At 64.9% G+C, this 18,347-nt stretch carries 19 protein-coding genes and 1 tRNA gene; 13 read left to right on the forward strand and 7 right to left on the reverse strand.

The genetic code is table 11. The features are described from left to right. From B4A72_RS01125 to B4A72_RS01155, 7 genes are all read left to right on the forward strand, one after another. The coding region (locus B4A72_RS01125) for an SDR family NAD(P)-dependent oxidoreductase (RefSeq protein WP_292977974.1) at positions 1–288 on the forward strand (288 nt) is incomplete at its 5' end. 334 nt (positions 289–622) lie between these two features. After that, positions 623–1,624 carry a TRAP transporter substrate-binding protein gene (locus B4A72_RS01130; protein ID WP_292958934.1) on the forward strand — a complete coding sequence of 334 codons (1,002 nt, stop codon included), beginning with the start codon at positions 623–625 and terminating at the stop codon, positions 1,622–1,624. A 129-nt stretch (positions 1,625–1,753) separates the two neighbouring features. Beyond that, entirely contained in the window at positions 1,754–2,215 is a 462-nt protein-coding gene (locus B4A72_RS01135) for a TRAP transporter small permease (RefSeq protein ID WP_292958932.1), read from the forward strand. Further along, complete coding sequence (locus B4A72_RS01140) at positions 2,212–3,522, forward strand: TRAP transporter large permease (RefSeq protein ID WP_292958930.1); 1,311 nt, start codon at positions 2,212–2,214, stop codon at positions 3,520–3,522. Before B4A72_RS01135 ends, B4A72_RS01140 begins: the two co-directional genes overlap by 4 nt. A 221-nt stretch (positions 3,523–3,743) precedes the next feature. Next, a complete protein-coding gene (locus tag B4A72_RS01145; protein ID WP_292958928.1) occupies positions 3,744–4,724 on the forward strand; it encodes a tripartite tricarboxylate transporter substrate binding protein in 981 nt (326 codons plus the stop codon). A 156-nt stretch (positions 4,725–4,880) separates the two neighbouring features. Then, positions 4,881–5,354, forward strand: a complete 474-nt coding sequence (locus B4A72_RS01150; protein ID WP_292958926.1) for a tripartite tricarboxylate transporter TctB family protein — start codon at positions 4,881–4,883, stop codon at positions 5,352–5,354. An 18-nt stretch (positions 5,355–5,372) separates the two neighbouring features. Then, complete coding sequence (locus B4A72_RS01155; protein WP_292958924.1) at positions 5,373–6,875, forward strand: tripartite tricarboxylate transporter permease; 1,503 nt, start codon at positions 5,373–5,375, stop codon at positions 6,873–6,875. A gap of 101 nt (positions 6,876–6,976) precedes the next feature. Here B4A72_RS01155 and B4A72_RS01160 read toward each other — a convergent pair whose 3' ends face one another. The 5 genes from B4A72_RS01160 to B4A72_RS01180 form a co-directional block, all read right to left on the reverse strand. Continuing rightward, positions 6,977–7,471 carry an SRPBCC family protein gene (locus B4A72_RS01160; protein ID WP_292977975.1) on the reverse strand — a complete coding sequence of 165 codons (495 nt, stop codon included), beginning with the start codon at positions 7,469–7,471 and terminating at the stop codon, positions 6,977–6,979. Continuing rightward, positions 7,464–7,808, reverse strand: coding sequence for an ArsR/SmtB family transcription factor (locus tag B4A72_RS01165; protein ID WP_292958920.1), 345 nt, complete (start codon positions 7,806–7,808; stop codon positions 7,464–7,466). The genes B4A72_RS01160 and B4A72_RS01165 overlap by 8 nt, the downstream gene beginning before the upstream one ends. A 255-nt stretch (positions 7,809–8,063) precedes the next feature. After that, positions 8,064–8,139 (reverse strand) — tRNA-Ala (locus B4A72_RS01170). Positions 8,140–8,327: 188 nt separating this feature from the next. Beyond that, a complete protein-coding gene (locus tag B4A72_RS01175; RefSeq protein WP_292958918.1) occupies positions 8,328–8,714 on the reverse strand; it encodes a DoxX family protein in 387 nt (128 codons plus the stop codon). 64 nt (positions 8,715–8,778) lie between these two features. Continuing rightward, positions 8,779–9,093 (reverse strand): TIGR02300 family protein, encoded by a 315-nt coding sequence (locus tag B4A72_RS01180; RefSeq protein ID WP_292958916.1) that lies wholly within the window; start codon positions 9,091–9,093, stop codon positions 8,779–8,781. Between the two features lie 138 nt (positions 9,094–9,231). On the opposite strand from B4A72_RS01180, the gene B4A72_RS01185 reads away from it, so the two are divergent. Beyond that, the gene (locus B4A72_RS01185; protein ID WP_292958914.1) at positions 9,232–9,921 is read left to right on the forward strand and encodes a M48 family metallopeptidase; all 690 of its coding nucleotides are present in this window, start codon (positions 9,232–9,234) and stop codon (positions 9,919–9,921) included. 66 nt (positions 9,922–9,987) lie between these two features. Beyond that, positions 9,988–10,632, forward strand: coding sequence for a GntR family transcriptional regulator (locus tag B4A72_RS01190; RefSeq protein ID WP_292958912.1), 645 nt, complete (start codon positions 9,988–9,990; stop codon positions 10,630–10,632). Positions 10,633–10,677: 45 nt separating this feature from the next. Here the strand turns inward: B4A72_RS01190 and B4A72_RS01195 are convergent, their stop codons facing one another. Both B4A72_RS01195 and hemB read right to left on the reverse strand, forming a co-directional pair. Next, positions 10,678–11,292: a YSC84-related protein gene (locus B4A72_RS01195; RefSeq protein ID WP_414692479.1), complete on the reverse strand. Its 615-nt coding sequence runs from the start codon at positions 11,290–11,292 to the stop codon at positions 10,678–10,680. A gap of 160 nt (positions 11,293–11,452) precedes the next feature. Further along, positions 11,453–12,457: a porphobilinogen synthase gene (gene hemB, locus B4A72_RS01200; RefSeq protein WP_292958910.1), complete on the reverse strand. Its 1,005-nt coding sequence runs from the start codon at positions 12,455–12,457 to the stop codon at positions 11,453–11,455. Positions 12,458–12,559: 102 nt separating this feature from the next. Here hemB and B4A72_RS01205 point away from each other — a divergent pair, with 102 nt between their 5' ends. The 4 genes from B4A72_RS01205 to B4A72_RS01220 are packed head-to-tail and all read left to right on the forward strand — an operon-like array spanning position 12,560 to position 18,334. Continuing rightward, positions 12,560–13,135 (forward strand): hypothetical protein, encoded by a 576-nt coding sequence (locus B4A72_RS01205; protein WP_292977976.1) that lies wholly within the window; start codon positions 12,560–12,562, stop codon positions 13,133–13,135. A gap of 38 nt (positions 13,136–13,173) precedes the next feature. Further along, complete coding sequence (gene mfd, locus B4A72_RS01210) at positions 13,174–16,629, forward strand: transcription-repair coupling factor (protein ID WP_292958906.1); 3,456 nt, start codon at positions 13,174–13,176, stop codon at positions 16,627–16,629. Beyond that, on the forward strand, positions 16,626–17,741 hold the full coding sequence (locus B4A72_RS01215) for an aminodeoxychorismate synthase component I (RefSeq protein WP_335662088.1): 1,116 nt from the start codon (positions 16,626–16,628) through the stop codon (positions 17,739–17,741). The genes mfd and B4A72_RS01215 overlap by 4 nt, the downstream gene beginning before the upstream one ends. Before the next feature lie 2 nt (positions 17,742–17,743). Continuing rightward, complete coding sequence (locus tag B4A72_RS01220; protein ID WP_292958904.1) at positions 17,744–18,334, forward strand: aminotransferase class IV; 591 nt, start codon at positions 17,744–17,746, stop codon at positions 18,332–18,334. The last annotated feature ends 13 nt before the right edge of the window (positions 18,335–18,347 follow it).

Raw genomic sequence — 18,347 nt, forward strand, 5'->3', positions numbered from 1 at the left:
GCCTATGGCGCGTCGAAGGGCGCGGTGATGACGATGACGCGCGGTCTTGCCAAGGAACTTGGTCCGAAGATTCGCGTCAATGCGCTTTGCCCCGGCATGATCGACACCGATTTTCACAACATCCACACCAAGGACGAGGTGCGTCGCAACGTCGAGGCGGCATCGCCGGTCAGGCGCCAGGGGACATCGGAAGATGTCGCCAATCTGGTGTATTTCCTGGTCAGTGACGAAGCCGGTTTCATCACCGGAGCCAATGTCGACATCAATGGCGGGATGCTGTTCTCCTGAGGCAGGGACGGGCCGCGCCCATGTGCCGGACCGTCGCGGAGACAGGGTCGGGCAACAGGCTTTGCCGCAGCCGTCAGGCCCGATCGTCCCATCCTTCCGCTTTTGGCAAGGGGGCTGAAGGGCGTTGCACAATCAACGTCCCGACCCGTCGATCAGCAGGACCATTCGGCAAGATTGATCTGGTATACTAGAAGACAACATGCTAGTGCAAAGATGGGGAGGGGGAGTCCGAATCAATACGGCAGTCTGGTCGATCCGTTCAGCCCTGACTGAAGCTTCGACCTGCCGCGCCGGGCCAACGGACTCGCGCCCCGGAATTTTCGAGGAGGAACACATGACAAACCACTTTTCCGCCGGAACGCTGCTGCGTGGCGTCGGCCTTGCCTGTGCATTCGTGGCCACGGTTTCGGCCGCCAGCGCGCAGGAGATCACGCTGCGCGGTGCCAGCATGTTCGATGAGAACCATGCTTTCACCAAGACGATGCGCCGTTTTGCCGAACTGGTGAACGAAAAATATGACGGCGACGTCACATTCGACCTGCGCCTGAACGGCGAACTGGGGGTCGAAGCCGACTACGTGACGTTCCTGCAGCAGGGTGTCGCGATCGACTACACGATCATGGCGCCGTCGAACATGGCGACTTTCGCGCCGTCCATCCCGCTGATGGACATGCCGTTCCTGTTTCGCGACCAGGCCCAGTGGGAGGCGGTCTTGTCCAGCGATGTCCTGAAGCCGCTGGAAGACGAGCTTCTGGAAAAGGCCGACATCATGGTGATCGGCTATACCGGGGGCGGGGTGCGCAACATCATCTCGAACGCGCCGATCCAGAATCTGGAAGAACTGAACGGCTTCAAGATGCGCGTCATGGGGGCCCCGATCCAGGCCCAGATCTTTTCGGCGCTGACCGCCGCGCCCTCGGCGATTGCCTATAACGAGGTCTACAACGCCATCCAGACCGGCGTCATCGCCGGGTTCGAGAACGAGGCTGCGAGCATCCAGAACCTCAAGTTCTATGAGGTCGCGCCCTATCTGACGCTGACTCGCCACGCGATCACCGTCCGCCCGATCGTGATGAGCGGCAAGACTTTCCGCAATCTGCCCGAGGATTTGCAGGCCGCCGTCCTGGAAGCCGGCGACGAGGCCGGAGCCTTCGGACGCGAACTGGAATCCCGCGAGGATGCAGAGAAACTGCAGGAAATGGTCGATGCCGGCCAACTGACCGTCCTGGAATTCGAAGGTCGCGACGAACTGCTGAAAATGGTGGTTCCGGTGCAGGATGCCTATGCCGAAAGCCTGGGTGCGACCGATTTGCTGACCGCCATCCGCGGCATGTGATCGGGGTCCGAACAGCTGGAACGCCCTCGCGGCGGCATCGTCCGCAACGCGCTTTTCAAAGCGCGGGACAGGCCGCGAGGGCAGGGGGGAGAAGACGGCGTGAAACGGATGCTTGAAGGATTTTGCCAGGTGCTGCGCATCCTGCTGGGCGCAATGACGGCGATACTGGCCATTCCGGTCGGAATGCAGGTTATCGCGCGATATACCGGCATGATCCCGGTCTATCTGTGGACCGAGGAACTCGCCACCTTCATCTTCGTCTGGGTGGTCATGATCGGGTCGATGATCGCGGTCTGGGAAGGCACCCATTTCGATGTCCGGGTGACGCCCGACGCAAGCCGCCCGCTGACAATCTTTCTGCAGCAGGGCGTCGTGTTCCTGCTGATCGGCTGCTTCGCCCTGCTTTTCGCCTGGTACGGTCTTGAATATGCGAGGTTCGGCGCCTTGCAGCGATCCGTGATGATGCAGGCCAACAAGCTTGTCACCTTCATTTCGGTGCCGATCGCCGGCGCGGTCTGGGCGATCTTCGCATTCTACCGCCTGGCCGAGACTTTCAGCAATTATCGCGCATCGCGAAAGGTCACGTCATGATCGTGTCTACAGGTTTGGCCAGCGCCGTCCTGGTTGGCGGGTTTCTGCTTCTTGTCCTGATCCGCGTGCCCGTGGCCTTCGCGCTTGGCATCGCCACGGTTCCGATCGTGCTTCTGGATATCCGTCTGACGCCGTTCATCGTTCTGGACCGGATGTTTCAGTCCTATAATTCGTTCGTCCTGCTGGCGGTGCCGTTCTTCCTGCTGGCCGCCAATCTGATGAATTCGGGCAAGATCACCGACCGGCTGATCGAACTGGCCAGAGTATTGACAGGCTGGATGCCCGGCGGGCTTGGACATGTGAATGTGGCGGTGTCGATGCTGTTTGCCGGCATTTCGGGATCGTCGACCGCCGATGCGGCCGGCTGCGGCAGGATCCTGATCCCGGCAATGGTCAGGGAAGGCTACGATACCCGCTTTGCCATCGCCATCACGGCCTGTTCGTCGGTGATGGGCGTCATCATCCCGCCCAGCATCCTGATGGTGGTCTGGGGCGGGGTGATGCAGGTTTCTGTCGGGGCGCTGTTCCTGGCTGGCGCCATCCCCGGCCTGTTGATCGGCCTGGCGCTGATGGGGACGGTCTATGCCTATGCCAAGGTCCGCAACTACCCCAGGGCGGGCCGCCCCAACTGGTCCGAGTTCTGGCACGCGCTGAAGGGTGCGGCGCTGGCGATGCTGACGCCGATTCTGGTGATCGGCGGCATCGTCGGCGGCATCGTGACACCGACCGAAAGCGCCATCATCGCCGCGGCCTATGCCCTGATCCTGGGGATGTTCGTCTATCGCACGGTTTCGCTGCGCGATCTGGGTGGCATCTTCTACGAGACCGGGCGGTTCGCCTCGATCTCGCTGTTCGCGATCGGCACCGCCTCCGCATTCGGCTGGATGCTGGCCTTCTTCAACGTGCCCCGGCTGATCGTGGAGGGCATGACCAGCCTGCAGTTCGGCACTTTCGGAACCGCGATCGTCATTGCCGCCCTGTTCCTGTTCTTCGGCCTGTTCATCGATGCGATTCCCACCATCATCATCCTGGGCACCGTGCTGCTGCCGGTGGCGGCCGCGGCCGATATCCACCCGGTCGTTTTCGCGATCATCGGGATCGTCTCGCTGGCCTTCGGACTGGTGACGCCGCCCTATGGGCTCTGTCTGCTGATCTCGGCCGCGATAGGCGGAATGAACGTCGCGCAGGTGATGCGGGATGTCGTCATCATCCTGATGCCGATGCTGCTGATCCTGCTGCTGATCATTCTGGTGCCGGAACTGGCGCTCTGGCTGCCGCGAACCCTGATGCCGGGCGCGTTCCGTTGAAACGGATCGAGACAGGAGGGACGGCGATATGCACTATTCTTCCCGCCGCTCGCCGCGGCCCGGCCATGACACGGTCCGAAGAAGATCGCTAACGTGAGGTCGAAAAGCCGGAAAGCCGTCATAGGATCAAGTTTCGAAGCGCCATGTCGCTTCGTTCACGACCGGAACCGCACCGAAGAGCGCGGATAGGTCACAATCAAATGCATGTAAGGAGGATGTTCATGCTTCGCAATTTCTTCACTCTCGGCCTCGGCGCGGCCGCGTTTGCCGCCGGAACGTTTGTTCTGTCCGAGTCCGCCCTCGCGGAATATCCCGAGCGGCCGATCACCTGGATCGTGCCCTGGGGCGCCGGCGGCGGCACCGACGCCACCAGCCGGATGCTTGCCGGGCTGATGGAACAGGAACTCGGGGTTCCCGTGAACGTGGTCAACCGTGACGGCGGATCGGGCGTTGTCGGCCATTCGGCAATCGCCAACGCGCAGCCCGACGGCTATACGATCGGCACCGTGACCGTCGAGATCGCCATGATGCGGCACGCGGGCCTGACCGATCTGGATTATTCGGATTATACTCCGATCGGGCTGTTCAATGCGGACCCGGCCGCCTTCCACGTTCGCGCCGATTCCGAATTCGATACGCTTCCGGCCTTTCTCGAGGCCGCCAAGGCCGATCCGGGCAAGATGAAGGCTTCGGGAACCGGTCAGGGCGGCATCTGGCACCTTGCCATGGCCGGTCTGCTGGTCGAAAGCGGCCTTGCTCCGGACACGGTGCCCTGGGTGCCATCCAAGGGCGCGGCCGCGGGCCTGCAGGACCTGGTGTCGGGCGGCGTCGACATCGTCGCATCCTCCTATCCCGAGGCCGCCTCGCTGATTTCGGCCGGCAAGGTCAAGTCGCTTGCGGTGATGGGGGACGAGCCGCTTGCCGACGTGCCCGATCTGCCGACCGTAAAATCAGAGACCGGAATTGATCTGACGGTTTCCACCTGGCGTGGCCTGGCCGGGCCCGCCGGCTTGCCCGACGATGTCGTCGCCAGGCTTTCGACCGCGCTGGAAGCTGCCTGGAAATCCGAAGAATTCACCGCCTTCATGGCGGAACGCGGTTTCGGCAAGGTCTGGCTGGACGGACCGGGATTCGGCAAATTCATGGCCGATGCCGATGCTGCCAACGGCATGGTCATGAAGGCCGCCGGCCTCGCCAAATAGCCAGCCCGGCGCATCGGCCACAGGCCGTTGCGCCGGATCATCCCCGACCCTCGCGCCACCGGCCGCGACCGGTACGCCGCCCGGGCGGACTGATTACCGCCCGGACGATCCGGCAGGGATCATCGTCGGAAATCGGGGTAACTTGCGGGAGACGACATGAAGATCAGTGACCGTTTGACAGGTTTCGTGCTGTTGCTGTTTGCGACAGCCATCCTGGTGGAAGCCAGCCGCTTTCCGTTGATCCCGGGATTGTCCATCGGTTCAGGCCTGTTGCCCATGATCGTGGCCTCGGGCCTCATCCTCTGCTCGCTCGTTCTCATCGTGAAAGACATGATCGCGAGGCCGCGGCCAAAACTGGCCGAACCGGGCGACTGGATTTCCGACCACCGCCGTCTGATCCGGGTGGCGATCGTGCTGCTGGGAACGGCAAGCTTCATCCCGCTGCTGGACGTGATCGGGTTTCCTGTCCTCAGCATCGCGATGCTTCTGGCATTCCTGCTGTCGCTGCGGGTGGACGTGATGACCTCGGTCCTGGTGTCGGTAACGGCATCGCTGGCGATCCACACCCTGTTCAGCAAGGTCTTTCTGGTGCCTCTGCCGTGGGGCATCCTGCAATCGGTCGCCTGGTAGGTCGACAAGGGGCACGTCATGGACAACATTCTCAACGCTTTCACCATGATCGCCGATCCTTCGGTGCTTGGCGTCATCATCGCCTCGTCGCTTTTCGGCCTGTTTGTCGGGGCGATTCCGGGGCTTTCGGCCACGATGGCCACGGCCCTTCTGGTGCCGCTTACCTTCTTCATGGATCCGCTGCCGGCGATCGCCTCTATCGTCAGCGCCGTCGCCATGGCGATCTTTGCCGGAGACATTCCCGGCGCGATGCTGCGCATCCCCGGAACCCCAGCCTCGGCCGCCTATGTCGATGACGCCTATCAGATGACCTTGCGCGGAGAGGCCGAGCGGGCGCTTGGGATCGGGCTGGTCAGTTCGGTCTTCGGCGGCTTCGTGGGCGCCATCATCCTGACCCTCGGGGCGCCCTTCCTTGCCGAATTCGCATTTCAGTTCAGCACGGTAGAGTATTTCTGGCTGGCAGTTCTGGGGCTTAGCTGCTCTGTCATCATTTCGCGCGGCTCGCCGATCAAGGGGCTGGTGTCACTGCTGATCGGTCTTTTCATCTCGACCATTGGCATCGATGTGACCGGCGGTTACCCGCGTTTCACATTCGGATCGGTCGACCTGATGGGCGGGGTCAGTTTCATTCCGGCAATGATCGGCATGTTCGCCGTGACCGAAATACTGCGCTTTTCCATGAACGCGTCGCACCAGACCAGTTCCGCACCCAAATCCAATTCCACCGTCTATGGCGGTCAGTGGAAGATGGTGCGCGAAAACAAGCGGCATCTGGTTTCGGGCAGCCTGATCGGAACCGTTATCGGCATCCTGCCTGGCGCCGGCGCCGATATCGCTGCCTGGGTTGCCTATGCCATGGCCAAGAAGATCTCTCGGACGCCCGCGAAGTTCGGCACCGGTCATCCGGAGGGACTTGCCTCGGCGGGCGCCGCCAACAATGCGGCGCTCAGCGGTGTCTGGATCCCCGCGCTGGTCTTCGGCATTCCGGGGGATTCCGTGACCGCCATCGCGGTCGGCGTCCTTTTCATGAAGGGCATCACCCCCGGTCCGATGGTCTTCGTCCAGCAGGCCGACCTGACCTATGCCATTTTCCTGACCTTCTTCCTGTCCAATCTTTTGCTGCTGGTGCTGGGCTATTTCGCGATCCGCGGCGCCAGGTTCGTCGTTCAGACCCCGGCGCGGTTGCTGATGCCGGTGATCCTGCTGTTCTGCATCGTCGGCTCGTTCGCCATCACCAACAGCGTCTTCGGCATCGCCGTGATGCTGGTGCTGGGGGTTCTTGGCTTTCTCATGGAGGAAAACGGCTTCCCGATCGCGCCGGCCATCCTGGGCATCGTCATCGGCCCGATGCTCGAGGACAATTTCATGGCGACAGTGATCAAGTCCGATGGCGGTATCGTGGGGTTCTTTGATCGCCCCGTCTCGGGCGCCCTGGGCGCCTTCACGATCCTGATCTGGGTCATACCGCTTGTCACCATGGCCCTGCGTCGCCGCAGCCAGCGGATCGAGGCCGGGGCCTGACCGGTCGCTTTTCCATCGCCGGCAAAGGGTTTCGCAGGCAGCATCGCCAATTTGCACGGATGCGGGGCATCTGACGGTTCACGTCCGATTTTGCCAATCAGTCACCGGCTTTCGACTTGTGCAGCCAGTTTCGAGAGGGTCTGACCACCAAGTTCGACGGCGCCAAAGGCAATGACGGTGTTCCGGCGTTCCGGCGTCGGATGGATCTGTCGCAGGGTAACGACCGATTTTCCGTTTTCCTGCTCATCAAAGGTTACAAGCAGACGGAACCGATCCGGATCGTTGGCTTCGTCCTTGCCATGGACCGCCTCGATCAGGTCCGGAGCTTCGACGCGGACGAAATCCATCCCGTTCGAGAAGTTCGTGCCATCAGGTGAGGTCATGTCGAACCGCCACACGCCGCCCGTCCGGATGTCGATTTCATGAGTCTTGCATCTGAAACCCTCCGGCCCGAACCATTTCACGATCTGTTCGGGATCCGTCCACGCCGCACAGACAGTTGCGCGATCCGCGTCTACCACGCGGGTGATGACGATTTCACGATCAAGCGGGGCCGATGACCAATCCTTTGCTGTGCTTCTGACTTTTTCAGTCATCGGGATTATCCTTCTTTTGCTGGTCCGGATGTGCCTCAAGACGATCGAGGCGTTCTTCTGCCTGCCGGCGGTATGTTGCCAGCCAATCTTCAGCCCTGCGAAGTGCATCTGGATCAAGAGAACAGATGCGCGTTCGTCCCTGCCGTTCCGATGAGATAAGCCCAGCGTCCTCCAGAACTGCCAAGTGCTGTGTAAAGGATGGCAAGGCCATGTCGAAGGGCTGTGCCAGCTTCGAGACCGCCGCCGGTCCTTGGCTGAGGGCTTTCACCACTGCGCACCGCGTCGGGTCGGAAAGTGCGCTGAATGTTGTTTCGATCACGGTATCAAAGTTGGCCATCAGCCAGAACTAGGCGGGCGGAACATATTAGGTCAACACCTGACTATCACGGCACGATTTTCGGGAAGGGGTCAATCGGCGTCAGTGTTGTGCCTGAAAACAGGGGCTCGGACTTGCCGTTCGCCGCAAGGATGGAAAAAAAGATGCGCCTCTGTTCAGTCAGATACCGATGATCCCGGACTAGACGCGGCTGCCTTGTTCATCGTTGTGACAAAAAGTCGAGACGATCTGGCAGGTATCATTTTCGGGAAAACCTGGTGGAGCCAAGGGGAGTCGAACCCCTGACCTCTTGAATGCCATTCAAGCGCTCTACCAACTGAGCTATGGCCCCACCGGAGGTCTGCGCGGGCGCTGCTTTGCGCTTGCGTGGGGCGGTCTATAGGGGCGCGCCGAAGAGGGTGCAAGTGGAAAATTCGCCGGGCCGGTCCGAAATCCCGAGGTAATCCGGTGGCAGGCCGCGACAGGGAAAAGGACGGGATGCAAGATCCCGTCCTGCGCGTGTTCGATCGCCCTGAACGACTATTTGTCACGACCCAGAACCGCATCCGCGCTGAGCGGGCCGGGGCCGGCGAAGACCAGGTAGAGGAATACGAAGGAATACAGGATCGCCGGATCGCCCCCGTTCAGGGCCGGAAACGGACCCTGCGGCGCATGGGCGATCCAGTAGGCGACCGCCATCAGGCCGGACAGCAGAAAGGCCACCGGACGGGTGAACAATCCGACGATCAGCAGCGCGCCGCCAACCAGCTCCATGATGCCCGAAATCCAGGGAAGCGAGAGGGCAGGGGGATTCAGGTTGCTGGCCGGGAAGCCGAGAATCTTCTGTGTGCCATGGGCGAAGAACGTCAGCGCGCTGACAATGCGCAGAACGCTGCGCATCAGCGGCGCATAGGCGTTGAGGGCCATCGGGATATCCTTGGTCGGGGCAGGGCAAGAAGGGCCGGCCCCGCAGCCGGCCCCCGCAATCGCATCAGTCCTCGTCGTCGTCCGAGACGTCGGCGATATCGTCCAGCGACACGTCGCCGTCGTCGTCCTCCTCTTCCAGCAGGTCGTCGTCCAGATCGCCGCTGTCGCTGTCGATGTCGTCCTCTTCCTCGGCGGCCTCGCTCGTGTCGCGCGAGGCGGCCTTTTCCGGAACCAGCGTCTTGCCGCGTCCATCGGTCAGGCTTTCCAGCGTGAACTGGGCCCCGCAGGCCGGACAGGTCATCGGATCGTTCTGCAAATCGTAAAAGCGCGTTGCGCAATGCGGGCACAGGCGTTTCGTGCCCCATTCCTCTTTGGGCATGGCATTCTCCTTCCGCCGCGTTTAGGGAAATCGGTGGTCCCCCTGCCACAGCGCCAGAGGGGTGTCAAAGGCTTTTCTGACAGGCCCCGCGCGGCGTTGCAAGCTGCGCGCCGGCCGGTCGGGCAGAAGGGGCGGGACATGGCCGCAAGCATCCGGATCGAGGACGGCCTGCACGTCCTTCTGCGCCGCTCGGCGCGGGCGCGGCGCATGATTCTGCGGGTGCCGCGCGATGGTGGTGCGCCGGTGCTGACGCTGCCCAGTCACATCCCCGAGGCCGAGGGGCGCGCCTTCTTGGAATCGCGGCTCGACTGGCTGCGCGGGGCCAGCGGGCGCGTGCCGCAGCCTCAGCGGGTTCAGATCGGGACGGCCTTTCCGATCGAGGGCCGGAGACTGATCCTGACCCCTGCACAGACCCGTCTTGCCCGGATCGAGGGCGATCGCCTGATGCTGCCTGCCAACCGACCGGCCGGACCCGTCGTTCAAGCCTTCGTGAAACATCTGGCCCATCAGCGTCTGGGATCGGCCTGCGACCGCCATGCCGCGCGGCTGGGCAGGCCGTTCCGCGCCATCGTCCTGCGTGACACACGATCACGCTGGGGCAGTTGCACCTCGGACGGACGGATCATGTTCTCGTGGCGGCTGGCGATGGCCCCGCCCGAGGTGCTGGATTACGTCGCCGCCCACGAAGTCGCGCATCTGGCGCATATGGATCACTCGCCCCGGTTCTGGGCCGCGGTCGAGGCGCTGAAGCCCGGTTACGGGACCTGTCGGGCCTGGCTGCGGCGTCATGGCGGCGATCTGCTGATCTGGCGCTTCGATTCGGTCTGATCGGCCTGCCAGGTGGGATTGACGGGCGGGATTGACGGGCGGCGCATTTGTGATCACAAGGCGCGCATGACCCCGTCCCGATCGTCCGACCCCGCCGCGCATGAGCGGCTTTATCGCAGCCTCCGCAGCCGGATCATGCTGGGCGAATTGCCGCCCGGCAAGCCGCTGACCCTGCGCGGAATCGCGCAGGAATACCATCTGTCGATGACCCCCGCGCGCGAGGCGGTGCGGCGCCTTGTGGCCGAGGGCGCGCTGAGTCTGTCGGGCTCGGGCCGCGTCACCACGCCGGCGCTGTCGGATGACCGGATCGAGGAACTTGCCGCCCTGCGCGCCCTGATCGAGCCGGAACTGGCGGCCCGCGCCCTGCCGAGGGCGCATCTTGCGCTGATCGACCGGTTGGCACAGATGAATGCTCGCATCGCCGATGCCGTCGAACGCCACGATTCGGTGGGTTACATCCGCTGCAACCTGGATTTTCACCGGATGCTGTATCTGCGCGCGCAGGCCCCGGCGATGCTGGCCATGCTGGAGACGATCTGGCTGCAACTGGGGCCGACCATGCGGGCGCTCTATGGCCGGGTGAAACGGCAGGAGCCGCCGCGCCATCACCGCATGATCCTGGCCGCGCTGCGCGCCGGCGATGAACCCGCCTTGCGGCTGGCGGTGCGCGCCGACGTCACCCGTGGGTTGCGGCACCTGACAGCGGCGTGATCCTTCACGCCCCGCAGGTCGCCCGATTCCGTCCCTGCCGGTCGATCAGCCCGGCGGCAGCCCCAGCGACGGCATGTTGCGATTGGCCATCGTCAGCAGGGCCGAGGGAATGATGCGGCTGTATTTCGTCCCGTCGATCGCGGCACCGGCGATCAGCCCGGACTGGCCGAAGATCATCGCCACGACCGGATATTGCGCGGTGATCGTATCGGCCCCCAGCGACATGCCCCCGGCGGGCACCGCGTAATAGGCATCGGCGCCCGCGACCCAGCCCGGAGCGGCGCGGAAAGCGGCCAGCGCCGCGTCGGTCTGGAAGATCAGAACATGGGCGTATTGCTGCGCGCCGGCCTGAAAGCCGACGCTGGCCTGCGTCGCGGAATAGTAATCCACCGTCGCATCGCCGATCCGCAGCGCGCCCTGGCCATAGGCGCCGCCGACGCCAAGCGCGGCCTCGGTCATCAGCGGCATGTAAAGCACACCGCGCGCATTCTCGACCATCGGCGCGGCGGCGGGATAGGTCTGCAGCAGATATTGTCGGGTCGCATCGACACGCGCATCCAGTTGTGCGGCCGCATCCGTGCCCACCGCATTGCTGCATCCGCCCAGCGTGGCCGTGGCCAGAACCGCGCCCGCGCTCAGCAGCAGGGTGCGGCGCGTCATCAAGTGCATGGTTGTCATTGTCTCTTGCCTCGTCGCATTATGGCCGTCATGGCGCGGCCTTCGCCGCAAGCCTATGCCATTCGCCGCGCCCTGTCATCGCCGCACTGCACAAGGTGGCGGATTCGGGCGGATGTCCGGCCGTGCGCCGGATTTCCGCCGATCAGCCCGCTTGCGCGGCCAGTTCGGCCATCTGGGGCGCGAAATAGGTCAGGATGCCGTCGCAGCCGGCGCGGCGAAAACACAGCAGGCTTTCCCGCATCGCCTCGCGCGACAGCCAGCCGTTTCGGATCGCGGCCTCCAGCATCGCGTATTCGCCGCTGACCTGATAGGCAAAGGTCGGCGCGCCGAATTCGTCCTTTACCGCGCGGCAGATATCCAGATAGGGCATGCCCGGCTTGACCATCACCATATCCGCGCCCTCGGCCAGATCGCGAGCCACGCAGCGCATCGCCTCGCCCCGGTTGGCGGGATTGACCTGATAGGTCTTCTTGTCGCCGACCAGCCGTCCCGTGGCGCCCACCGCATCGCGGAACGGACCATAGAAGGCGCTGGCGAATTTCGCCGCATAGGACAGGATCGCCACGTTCTTGTGGCCCTGCGCCTCCAGCGCCGTGCGCAGCGCGCGGATCCGGCCGTCCATCATGTCTGAAGGACCCAGGATGTCGGCCCCGGCCTCGGCCTGGACCAGTGCCATCCTGACCAGCGCCTCGACCGTTTCGTCGTTCAGGATCTCGCCATCCACGACGATGCCGTCATGGCCATTGGCGTTATAAGGATCCAGTGCGATATCGGTCATCACGGCAAGATCGGGTACCGCCTCCTTGACCGCGCGGATCGCGCGGTTGCCGATATTGTCGGGATCCCAGGCGCGTTCGCAGCTTTCCGTCTTCAGGTCCTGATCCGAATGGGGAAAGATGCAGATCGCCGGAATGCCCAGGCGGGCGGCGCGTTCCGCAGCGCGCCGCGCGCCGTCCAGTGTCAGCCGCTCGACCCCGGGCATGGATGCGATCTCGCCCTCGGCGCCGGCGACCTCGGTGACGAAGATCGGCCAGATCAGGTTGGCGGATGTCAGGTTGGTCTCGGCGACCATGGCGCGAAGGCCGGGCGTTCGGCGCAGGCGGCGCAGGCGCGAAGCGGGGAAGGGGGCGATGATCGGGCTGGCCATGGCGGGGTCCTTTCGCGGCGGCGGCCGGGAAAGGCAACTGCTTTCCCTTCCCGCGCGCCCGTTCTAAGGTCGCGCGCAGCCAAGGACAAGGAAGGCGCGGACGTGCCGCAATTCGACGGATTGATCAGCTTTCTCGACAGCCGCTCTTTCGGGTCCATCTGGTTCTGGCTGGCTCTGGTCGGGATGTGGTCGGCCACCGGCCGCAACGTGATCGGCGTCCCGGTCGAGGTGCTGGCCGCTGCCCGTCGCGCTTCGGTCCGCGATGCCTCCGAAGAAGGGCTGGCCGCGATCACGCTGCTGGACTGGCTGTCGCTGACCCTGCCGCGATGGCAGCTTGGCAGGCGCGAGGGCGCGATCGTGTCGGGCGTGACCACGTTTCTGCTGACTTCGCTGGCCATTCTGGGCTTCGGCTACGAGCTGGAGATGGCGCAGGCTTTGGCGCTGCTGATGGCGCCGTTCATGGCGCTGTTCTGGATGCGCGTCCGCCTGGCGCGGCGGCTGATCCCGCTGTTGCAGGCAGGGCAGGCGGGCGAGACCCCCATCGCAGATGTCGCCGCCGGGGCGGTCCGGCTGATGAACCGGCACCGCCGCCTGGTCCTTCTGCTGTCGGTCGTGTCGGTCGCGGCGACCGCGCTTTGGGGCGCGCTCTGGGCGCTGGTTCACCCCAACGGGCTGTGACGCTTGACTCCGCGGCGCGGCGCTTTACCTGACGGGCCATGTCCGAACAACTGACCCTTTCCGGCGCCCCCGAGGGCTATGATGCCGCCCTGATCGCCCGCGAGGCCGCGCAATCCGGCACTGGCGCGGCCGTGATCCACATCGCCCGCGACGACCGCCGGATGCAGGCGATGCGCGCGGCCCTGGCCTTCCTTGCGCCCGCCCTGCCGGTGCTGGACTTTCCGGCCTGGGACACAACGCCCTATGACCGGATCTCGCCATCGGCCGATCTTCAGGCGGCACGGATGGCGACGCTGGCGGGGTTGGCGCAGGGCGCGATCAGGGGGCCTTTCGTGCTGCTGACCACGCTGAACGCCGCGATGCAGCGGGTGCCGCCGCGGGATCTGGTGGCGGGGGCCAGTTTCTCGGCCCGCGTCGGTCAGCGAATCGACGAGGCCGCCTTGCGCGACTTCCTGGTCCGGATGGGGTTCGTGCAATCGCCAACGGTGACCGAGCCGGGCGATTACGCAGTCCGGGGCGGCATCATCGACATCTTTCCGCCCGGCGAATCCGGTCCCGTCCGGCTGGACCTGTTCGGCGATGTGCTGGACGGCGCGCGCCGGTTCGACCCCGAAACCCAGCGGACCACCGAAAAGCTGAGCCGGGTCGAGATTGCGCCCATGTCCGAGGTGATCCTGGACGAGCCGTCGATCACCCGGTTTCGACAGAGTTACCGCGCAGAATATGGCGGCGGCACCAGCGATCCGCTGTATGAAGGCGTCAGCGCCGGCCGCAAGATGGCCGGAATGGAACATTGGCTGCCCTGGTTCCACGACCGGATGGAAAGCCTGTTCGACTATCTGCCCGCCGCATCCGTCGTTCTGGACGACCATCTGGGGCAGGTGGCCCTTGCGCGGCGCGAGATGATCCGCGAACAATTCGAGGCCCGCCGCGCCGCGCTGGCGGCCAAGGGGCGCAGCGACACGGTCTACAAGCCCGTGCCCCCCGATCTGATCTTTCCGCCCGAGACGGAATGGGCCGGCTGGCTGGACGCGCACCGGGTGCTGCGCCTGTCGGTGCTGGCGCAGCCGCCCGGGCCGGGCATTCTGGATGCCGGCGGCCGTCCCGGGCGCAATTTCGCGCCGGAACGCCAGTCTGAAAATCTCAACCTGTTCAAGGTTCTGGCCGATCATATAAAGGCATTATCGAAAGATCATCGTGTGATCGTGGCCAGTTTTTCGGATGGCGCGCGGGACCGTCTGGCCGGCCTGCTGGCCGATGAGGGACTGACCGGCGCCAGGGAGATCGGCGATATTCGTGATCTGCCGGAAAGCGCCGGTGCGCTCGGGCTGGCGGTGTGGCCGCTGGACGAGGGTTTCGTGGCCGAAGGTCGGGCGCTTGGGCCGATCGCCGTGATTTCGGAACAGGACGTGCTGGGCGACAGGCTGATCCGGGGCGCGAAAAAACGCCGCAAGGCCGAGAATTTCTTGCAAGACACGACCAGCCTGACGCCCGGCGATCTGGTCGTCCATGTCGAACATGGCATCGGGCGCTATACCGGGCTTGAGACGATCAAGGCCGCCGGCGTGCCGCATGATTGCGTGGCGCTGGAATATGCGGGCGGGGACCGGCTGTTCCTGCCGGTCGAGAATATCGAATTGCTGTCGCGCTATGGCCACGAGGAAGGTCTGCTGGACCGTCTGGGCGGCGGCGCGTGGCAGGCCCGCAAGGCGAAACTGAAAGAACGGATCAAGCTGATCGCGGACAAGCTGATGCGCGTGGCCGCCGAACGCCTGCTGCGTCCCGCCCCGGTGCTGGAGCCCGAGGACCACGATTGGCAGGCCTTTGCCGCGCGTTTCCCCTATAGCGAGACGGACGACCAGCAGGCCGCAATCGAGGACGTGGCCGCGGATCTGGCCGCGGGCCGGCCGATGGACCGGCTGATCGTCGGCGATGTGGGCTTCGGCAAGACCGAGGTCGCGATGCGCGCGGCCTTCATCGCCGCAAGCCAGGGAATGCAGGTGGCGGTGGTCGCGCCGACCACGCTGCTGGCGCGGCAGCATTTCAGGACCTTCGCGGACCGTTTCCGGGGCAGTGCGATCGTCGTCCGCCCGCTGTCGCGTTTTGTCGGTGCGAAGGATGCCGCGAAGACCCGCGAGGGGCTGTCCGATGGCAGCGTCGATATCGTGGTGGGCACCCATGCGGTGCTGGCCAAGGGGGTGCGGTTCAAGCGGCTGGGTTTGCTGATCATCGACGAGGAACAGCATTTCGGCGTCGCCCACAAGGAACGGCTGAAGGAACTGCGCAGCGACATCCATGTCCTGACCCTGACCGCCACGCCGATCCCGCGCACCTTGCAATTGTCGCTGACGGGCGTGCGCGACCTGTCGGTGATCGGCACGCCGCCGGTCGACCGGCTTGCGATCCGCACCTATGTCAGCGAATTCGACAGCGTGACCATCCGCGAGGCGCTGCTGCGCGAGAAATATCGCGGCGGGCAAAGCTTTTTCGTCGTGCCGCGCCTGTCGGACCTGCCCGATGTCGAACATTGGCTGGCCGAAAACGTGCCCGAAATCCGCTTCATCGTCGCCCATGGCCAGCTTGCCGCCGGCGATCTGGATCAGCGGATGAACGCCTTCTACGACGGCAGCCATGATGTGCTGCTGGCCACGAGCATCGTGGAATCGGGGCTGGATATCCCGACTGCAAACACGATGATCGTCTGGCGGGCGGACATGTTCGGGCTGGCGCAACTGTATCAGATCCGGGGGCGCGTCGGGCGATCCAAGACCCGCGCCTATTGCTATCTGACGACCACGCCGCGCGCGCCGCTGACCCCGCAGGCGCTGCGGCGGCTGAAATTCCTGGGTGCGATCGACGGCCTGGGCGCGGGGTTCAACATCGCCTCTCAGGATCTGGATCTGCGTGGGGCGGGCAATCTGCTGGGCGAGGAACAATCCGGCCATATCAGGGAGGTCGGCTTCGAACTCTACCAGCAGATGCTGGAGGAAACCATCGCCAAGCTGAAGTCGGGCGAGATCGAGGGCACGCCCGAGGACGAATGGGCGCCGACGCTGAACCTGGGTGTGCCGGTGACGATCCCCGAAAGCTATGTTCCCGATCTCGACGTGCGGCTGGGCCTCTATCGCCGCCTCGCCAGCCTGACCACCAAGGTCGAGCTGGAAGGCTTCGCGGCCGAGCTGATCGACCGTTTCGGGGCGCTTCCGCGCGAGGTGAACACGCTGCTTCTGGTCATTCGCATCAAGGCGATGGCGAAACGTGCCTGTATCGCGCGCCTGGATGCGGGGCCCAAGGGCGCCACGGTGCAGTTCCATGACGACAAGTTCCCCAATCCGGCCGGGCTGGTCGAATTCCTGACCGATCAGCACGGACAGGCAAAGGTGGACGGCAACAAGATCGTCATCCGCCGCGACTGGTCCTCGGATGCGGACCGCATCAAGGGGGCCTTCGGCATCGCCCGCGATCTGGCCCAGAAGGCCAGGGCGGCAAGGTGATCCGCTTCGATCACGGTCCCTTGCCGGGCGGGACGATCTTCGAGGCCCCGCAAGCCGTGATCCGCGCCGATACGGCGGCGGGCGTGATCCCGGCCCTCGCCGCCATCGAATCCGCGCGGGCGCGCGGCCGTTGGTTGGCGGGGTATTTCTCTTATGAGCTGGGCTATGTCCTGGATCCGAAACTGGCGCCGCTGATGCCTGCGGGCCGCGCCATGCCGCTGATCCTGATCGGCGTGTTCGACGGCCCGCGCCCGGCACTGCCTTTGCCCGCCCCCGGCGGGGCGATCGGCGCGCCGCGGCCCTTGTGGTCGCGGGATCGCTATGACCGGGCGATCGCTGCGACCCATCGCTATATCGAGGCGGGCGATTGCTATCAGGTCAACCTGACCTTCCCGATGGAGGCGCGGGCGACGGGCGATCCGCTGGCGCTGTATTCGGCGCTGGCCGCGCGGCAGCCGGTGGGCGAGGGGGCCTTTGTCGATCTGGGCGGGCCGGTGGTGCTGTCGCGCAGCCCGGAGCTGTTCTTTGCCGCCGATGCCGCGGGCCGGATCGAGACGCGACCGATGAAGGGCACGGCCCCGCGCGGCGCGACCCCGGCCGGGGATGCGCAGGCCGCGGCCCGTCTGGCCGGCTCGGAGAAGGACCGGGCCGAGAACCTGATGATCGTGGACCTTTTGCGCAACGACATCAGCCGGGTTTGCCTGCCGGGCAGCGTCCATGTCCCGGACCTGTTCCGGATCGAGCCCTATGCGACGCTGCATCAGATGACCTCGACCGTGGCGGGCCGGCTTGCGCCCGGCACCAGCCTGACCGATATCCTGTGCGCGCTGTTTCCCTGCGGCTCGGTCACGGGCGCGCCGAAGATCCGCGCGATGCAGATCATCGCCGAGCTGGAACGGGCGCCGCGCGATGTCTATTGTGGCGCCATCGGCTGGGTCGATCCGGCCGGGCCGATGCGTTTCAGCGTCGCCATCCGATCGCCGGTCATGACGCAACCGGGCCTGTTGCGGCTGAATGTCGGCGGCGGCATCACCCATGACAGCCGCGCCGGTTCCGAATGGGAGGAAGCTCTTTGCAAATCCGCATTCCTCGACCTGTCCCCGAAAAGCTGAGCGTGATCGAGACGATGCGGGCCGAGGATGGCCGCATCGCGCTGTGGTCCCTGCATCGGGACCGGATGCGGCGCGATTGCGCGGCCGTCGGTTTTGCCGTGGACGAAGATGCGCTGGCGGCGCGGCTGGCAGGGATCCCGCGTCGTGGCGTGCTGCGCCTGCGCCTGACCGTCGATGCGTCGGGGACCGGGCTGACGCATCAGCCGCTGGCGCCGAACCCGGATTTCTGGCGGGCGGTCGTCTCGGATATCCGGCTGGACAGCGCCGATCCGTGGCTGCGGATCAAGTCCTCGCACCGCCCGGCCTATGATGCGGCGCGCCGGGCGATGCCCGCGGGCTGCGACGAGGCGGTCCTGCTCAATGAACGCGGCCAGGTCTGCGAGGGCACGATCACCAGCATCTTCCTGCGTCGGGGCGATCGGCTGCTGACCCCGCCCTTGTCCTGCGGGCTGCTGCCCGGTGTGCTGCGCGCATCGCTGCTGTCTTCGGGCCGCGCCCATGAGGCCGTCCTGCACGCGGATGATCTGCACCGGGGCGATCTCTTTTGTGGCAACGCGCTGCGCGGGCTGATTCCGCTGCGCCTCGCGCGCTGAAGGCCCGGCCACT

This window comes from Paracoccus sp. UBA5162, assembly GCF_002413585.1.
GTDB lineage: Bacteria > Pseudomonadota > Alphaproteobacteria > Rhodobacterales > Rhodobacteraceae > Paracoccus.

Bases quoted from the DNA above. Each gene is read 5' to 3' on its own strand.
- B4A72_RS01160 (WP_292977975.1), bottom strand. From the start codon at position 7,471: ATGACTGAAAAAGTCAGAAGCACAGCAAAGGATTGGTCATCGGCCCCG.
- B4A72_RS01185 (WP_292958914.1), top strand. From the start codon at position 9,232: ATGGCCGCAAGCATCCGGATCGAGGACGGCCTGCACGTCCTTCTGCGC.
- hemB (WP_292958910.1), bottom strand. From the start codon at position 12,457: ATGGCCAGCCCGATCATCGCCCCCTTCCCCGCTTCGCGCCTGCGCCGC.
- B4A72_RS01190 (WP_292958912.1), top strand. From the start codon at position 9,988: ATGACCCCGTCCCGATCGTCCGACCCCGCCGCGCATGAGCGGCTTTAT.
- B4A72_RS01175 (WP_292958918.1), bottom strand. From the start codon at position 8,714: ATGGCCCTCAACGCCTATGCGCCGCTGATGCGCAGCGTTCTGCGCATT.
- B4A72_RS01155 (WP_292958924.1), top strand. From the start codon at position 5,373: ATGGACAACATTCTCAACGCTTTCACCATGATCGCCGATCCTTCGGTG.
- B4A72_RS01145 (WP_292958928.1), top strand. From the start codon at position 3,744: ATGCTTCGCAATTTCTTCACTCTCGGCCTCGGCGCGGCCGCGTTTGCC.
- B4A72_RS01165 (WP_292958920.1), bottom strand. From the start codon at position 7,808: ATGGCCAACTTTGATACCGTGATCGAAACAACATTCAGCGCACTTTCC.
- mfd (WP_292958906.1), top strand. From the start codon at position 13,174: ATGTCCGAACAACTGACCCTTTCCGGCGCCCCCGAGGGCTATGATGCC.
- B4A72_RS01180 (WP_292958916.1), bottom strand. From the start codon at position 9,093: ATGCCCAAAGAGGAATGGGGCACGAAACGCCTGTGCCCGCATTGCGCA.
- B4A72_RS01150 (WP_292958926.1), top strand. From the start codon at position 4,881: ATGAAGATCAGTGACCGTTTGACAGGTTTCGTGCTGTTGCTGTTTGCG.
- B4A72_RS01140 (WP_292958930.1), top strand. From the start codon at position 2,212: ATGATCGTGTCTACAGGTTTGGCCAGCGCCGTCCTGGTTGGCGGGTTT.
- B4A72_RS01130 (WP_292958934.1), top strand. From the start codon at position 623: ATGACAAACCACTTTTCCGCCGGAACGCTGCTGCGTGGCGTCGGCCTT.
- B4A72_RS01195 (WP_414692479.1), bottom strand. From the start codon at position 11,292: ATGACGCGCCGCACCCTGCTGCTGAGCGCGGGCGCGGTTCTGGCCACG.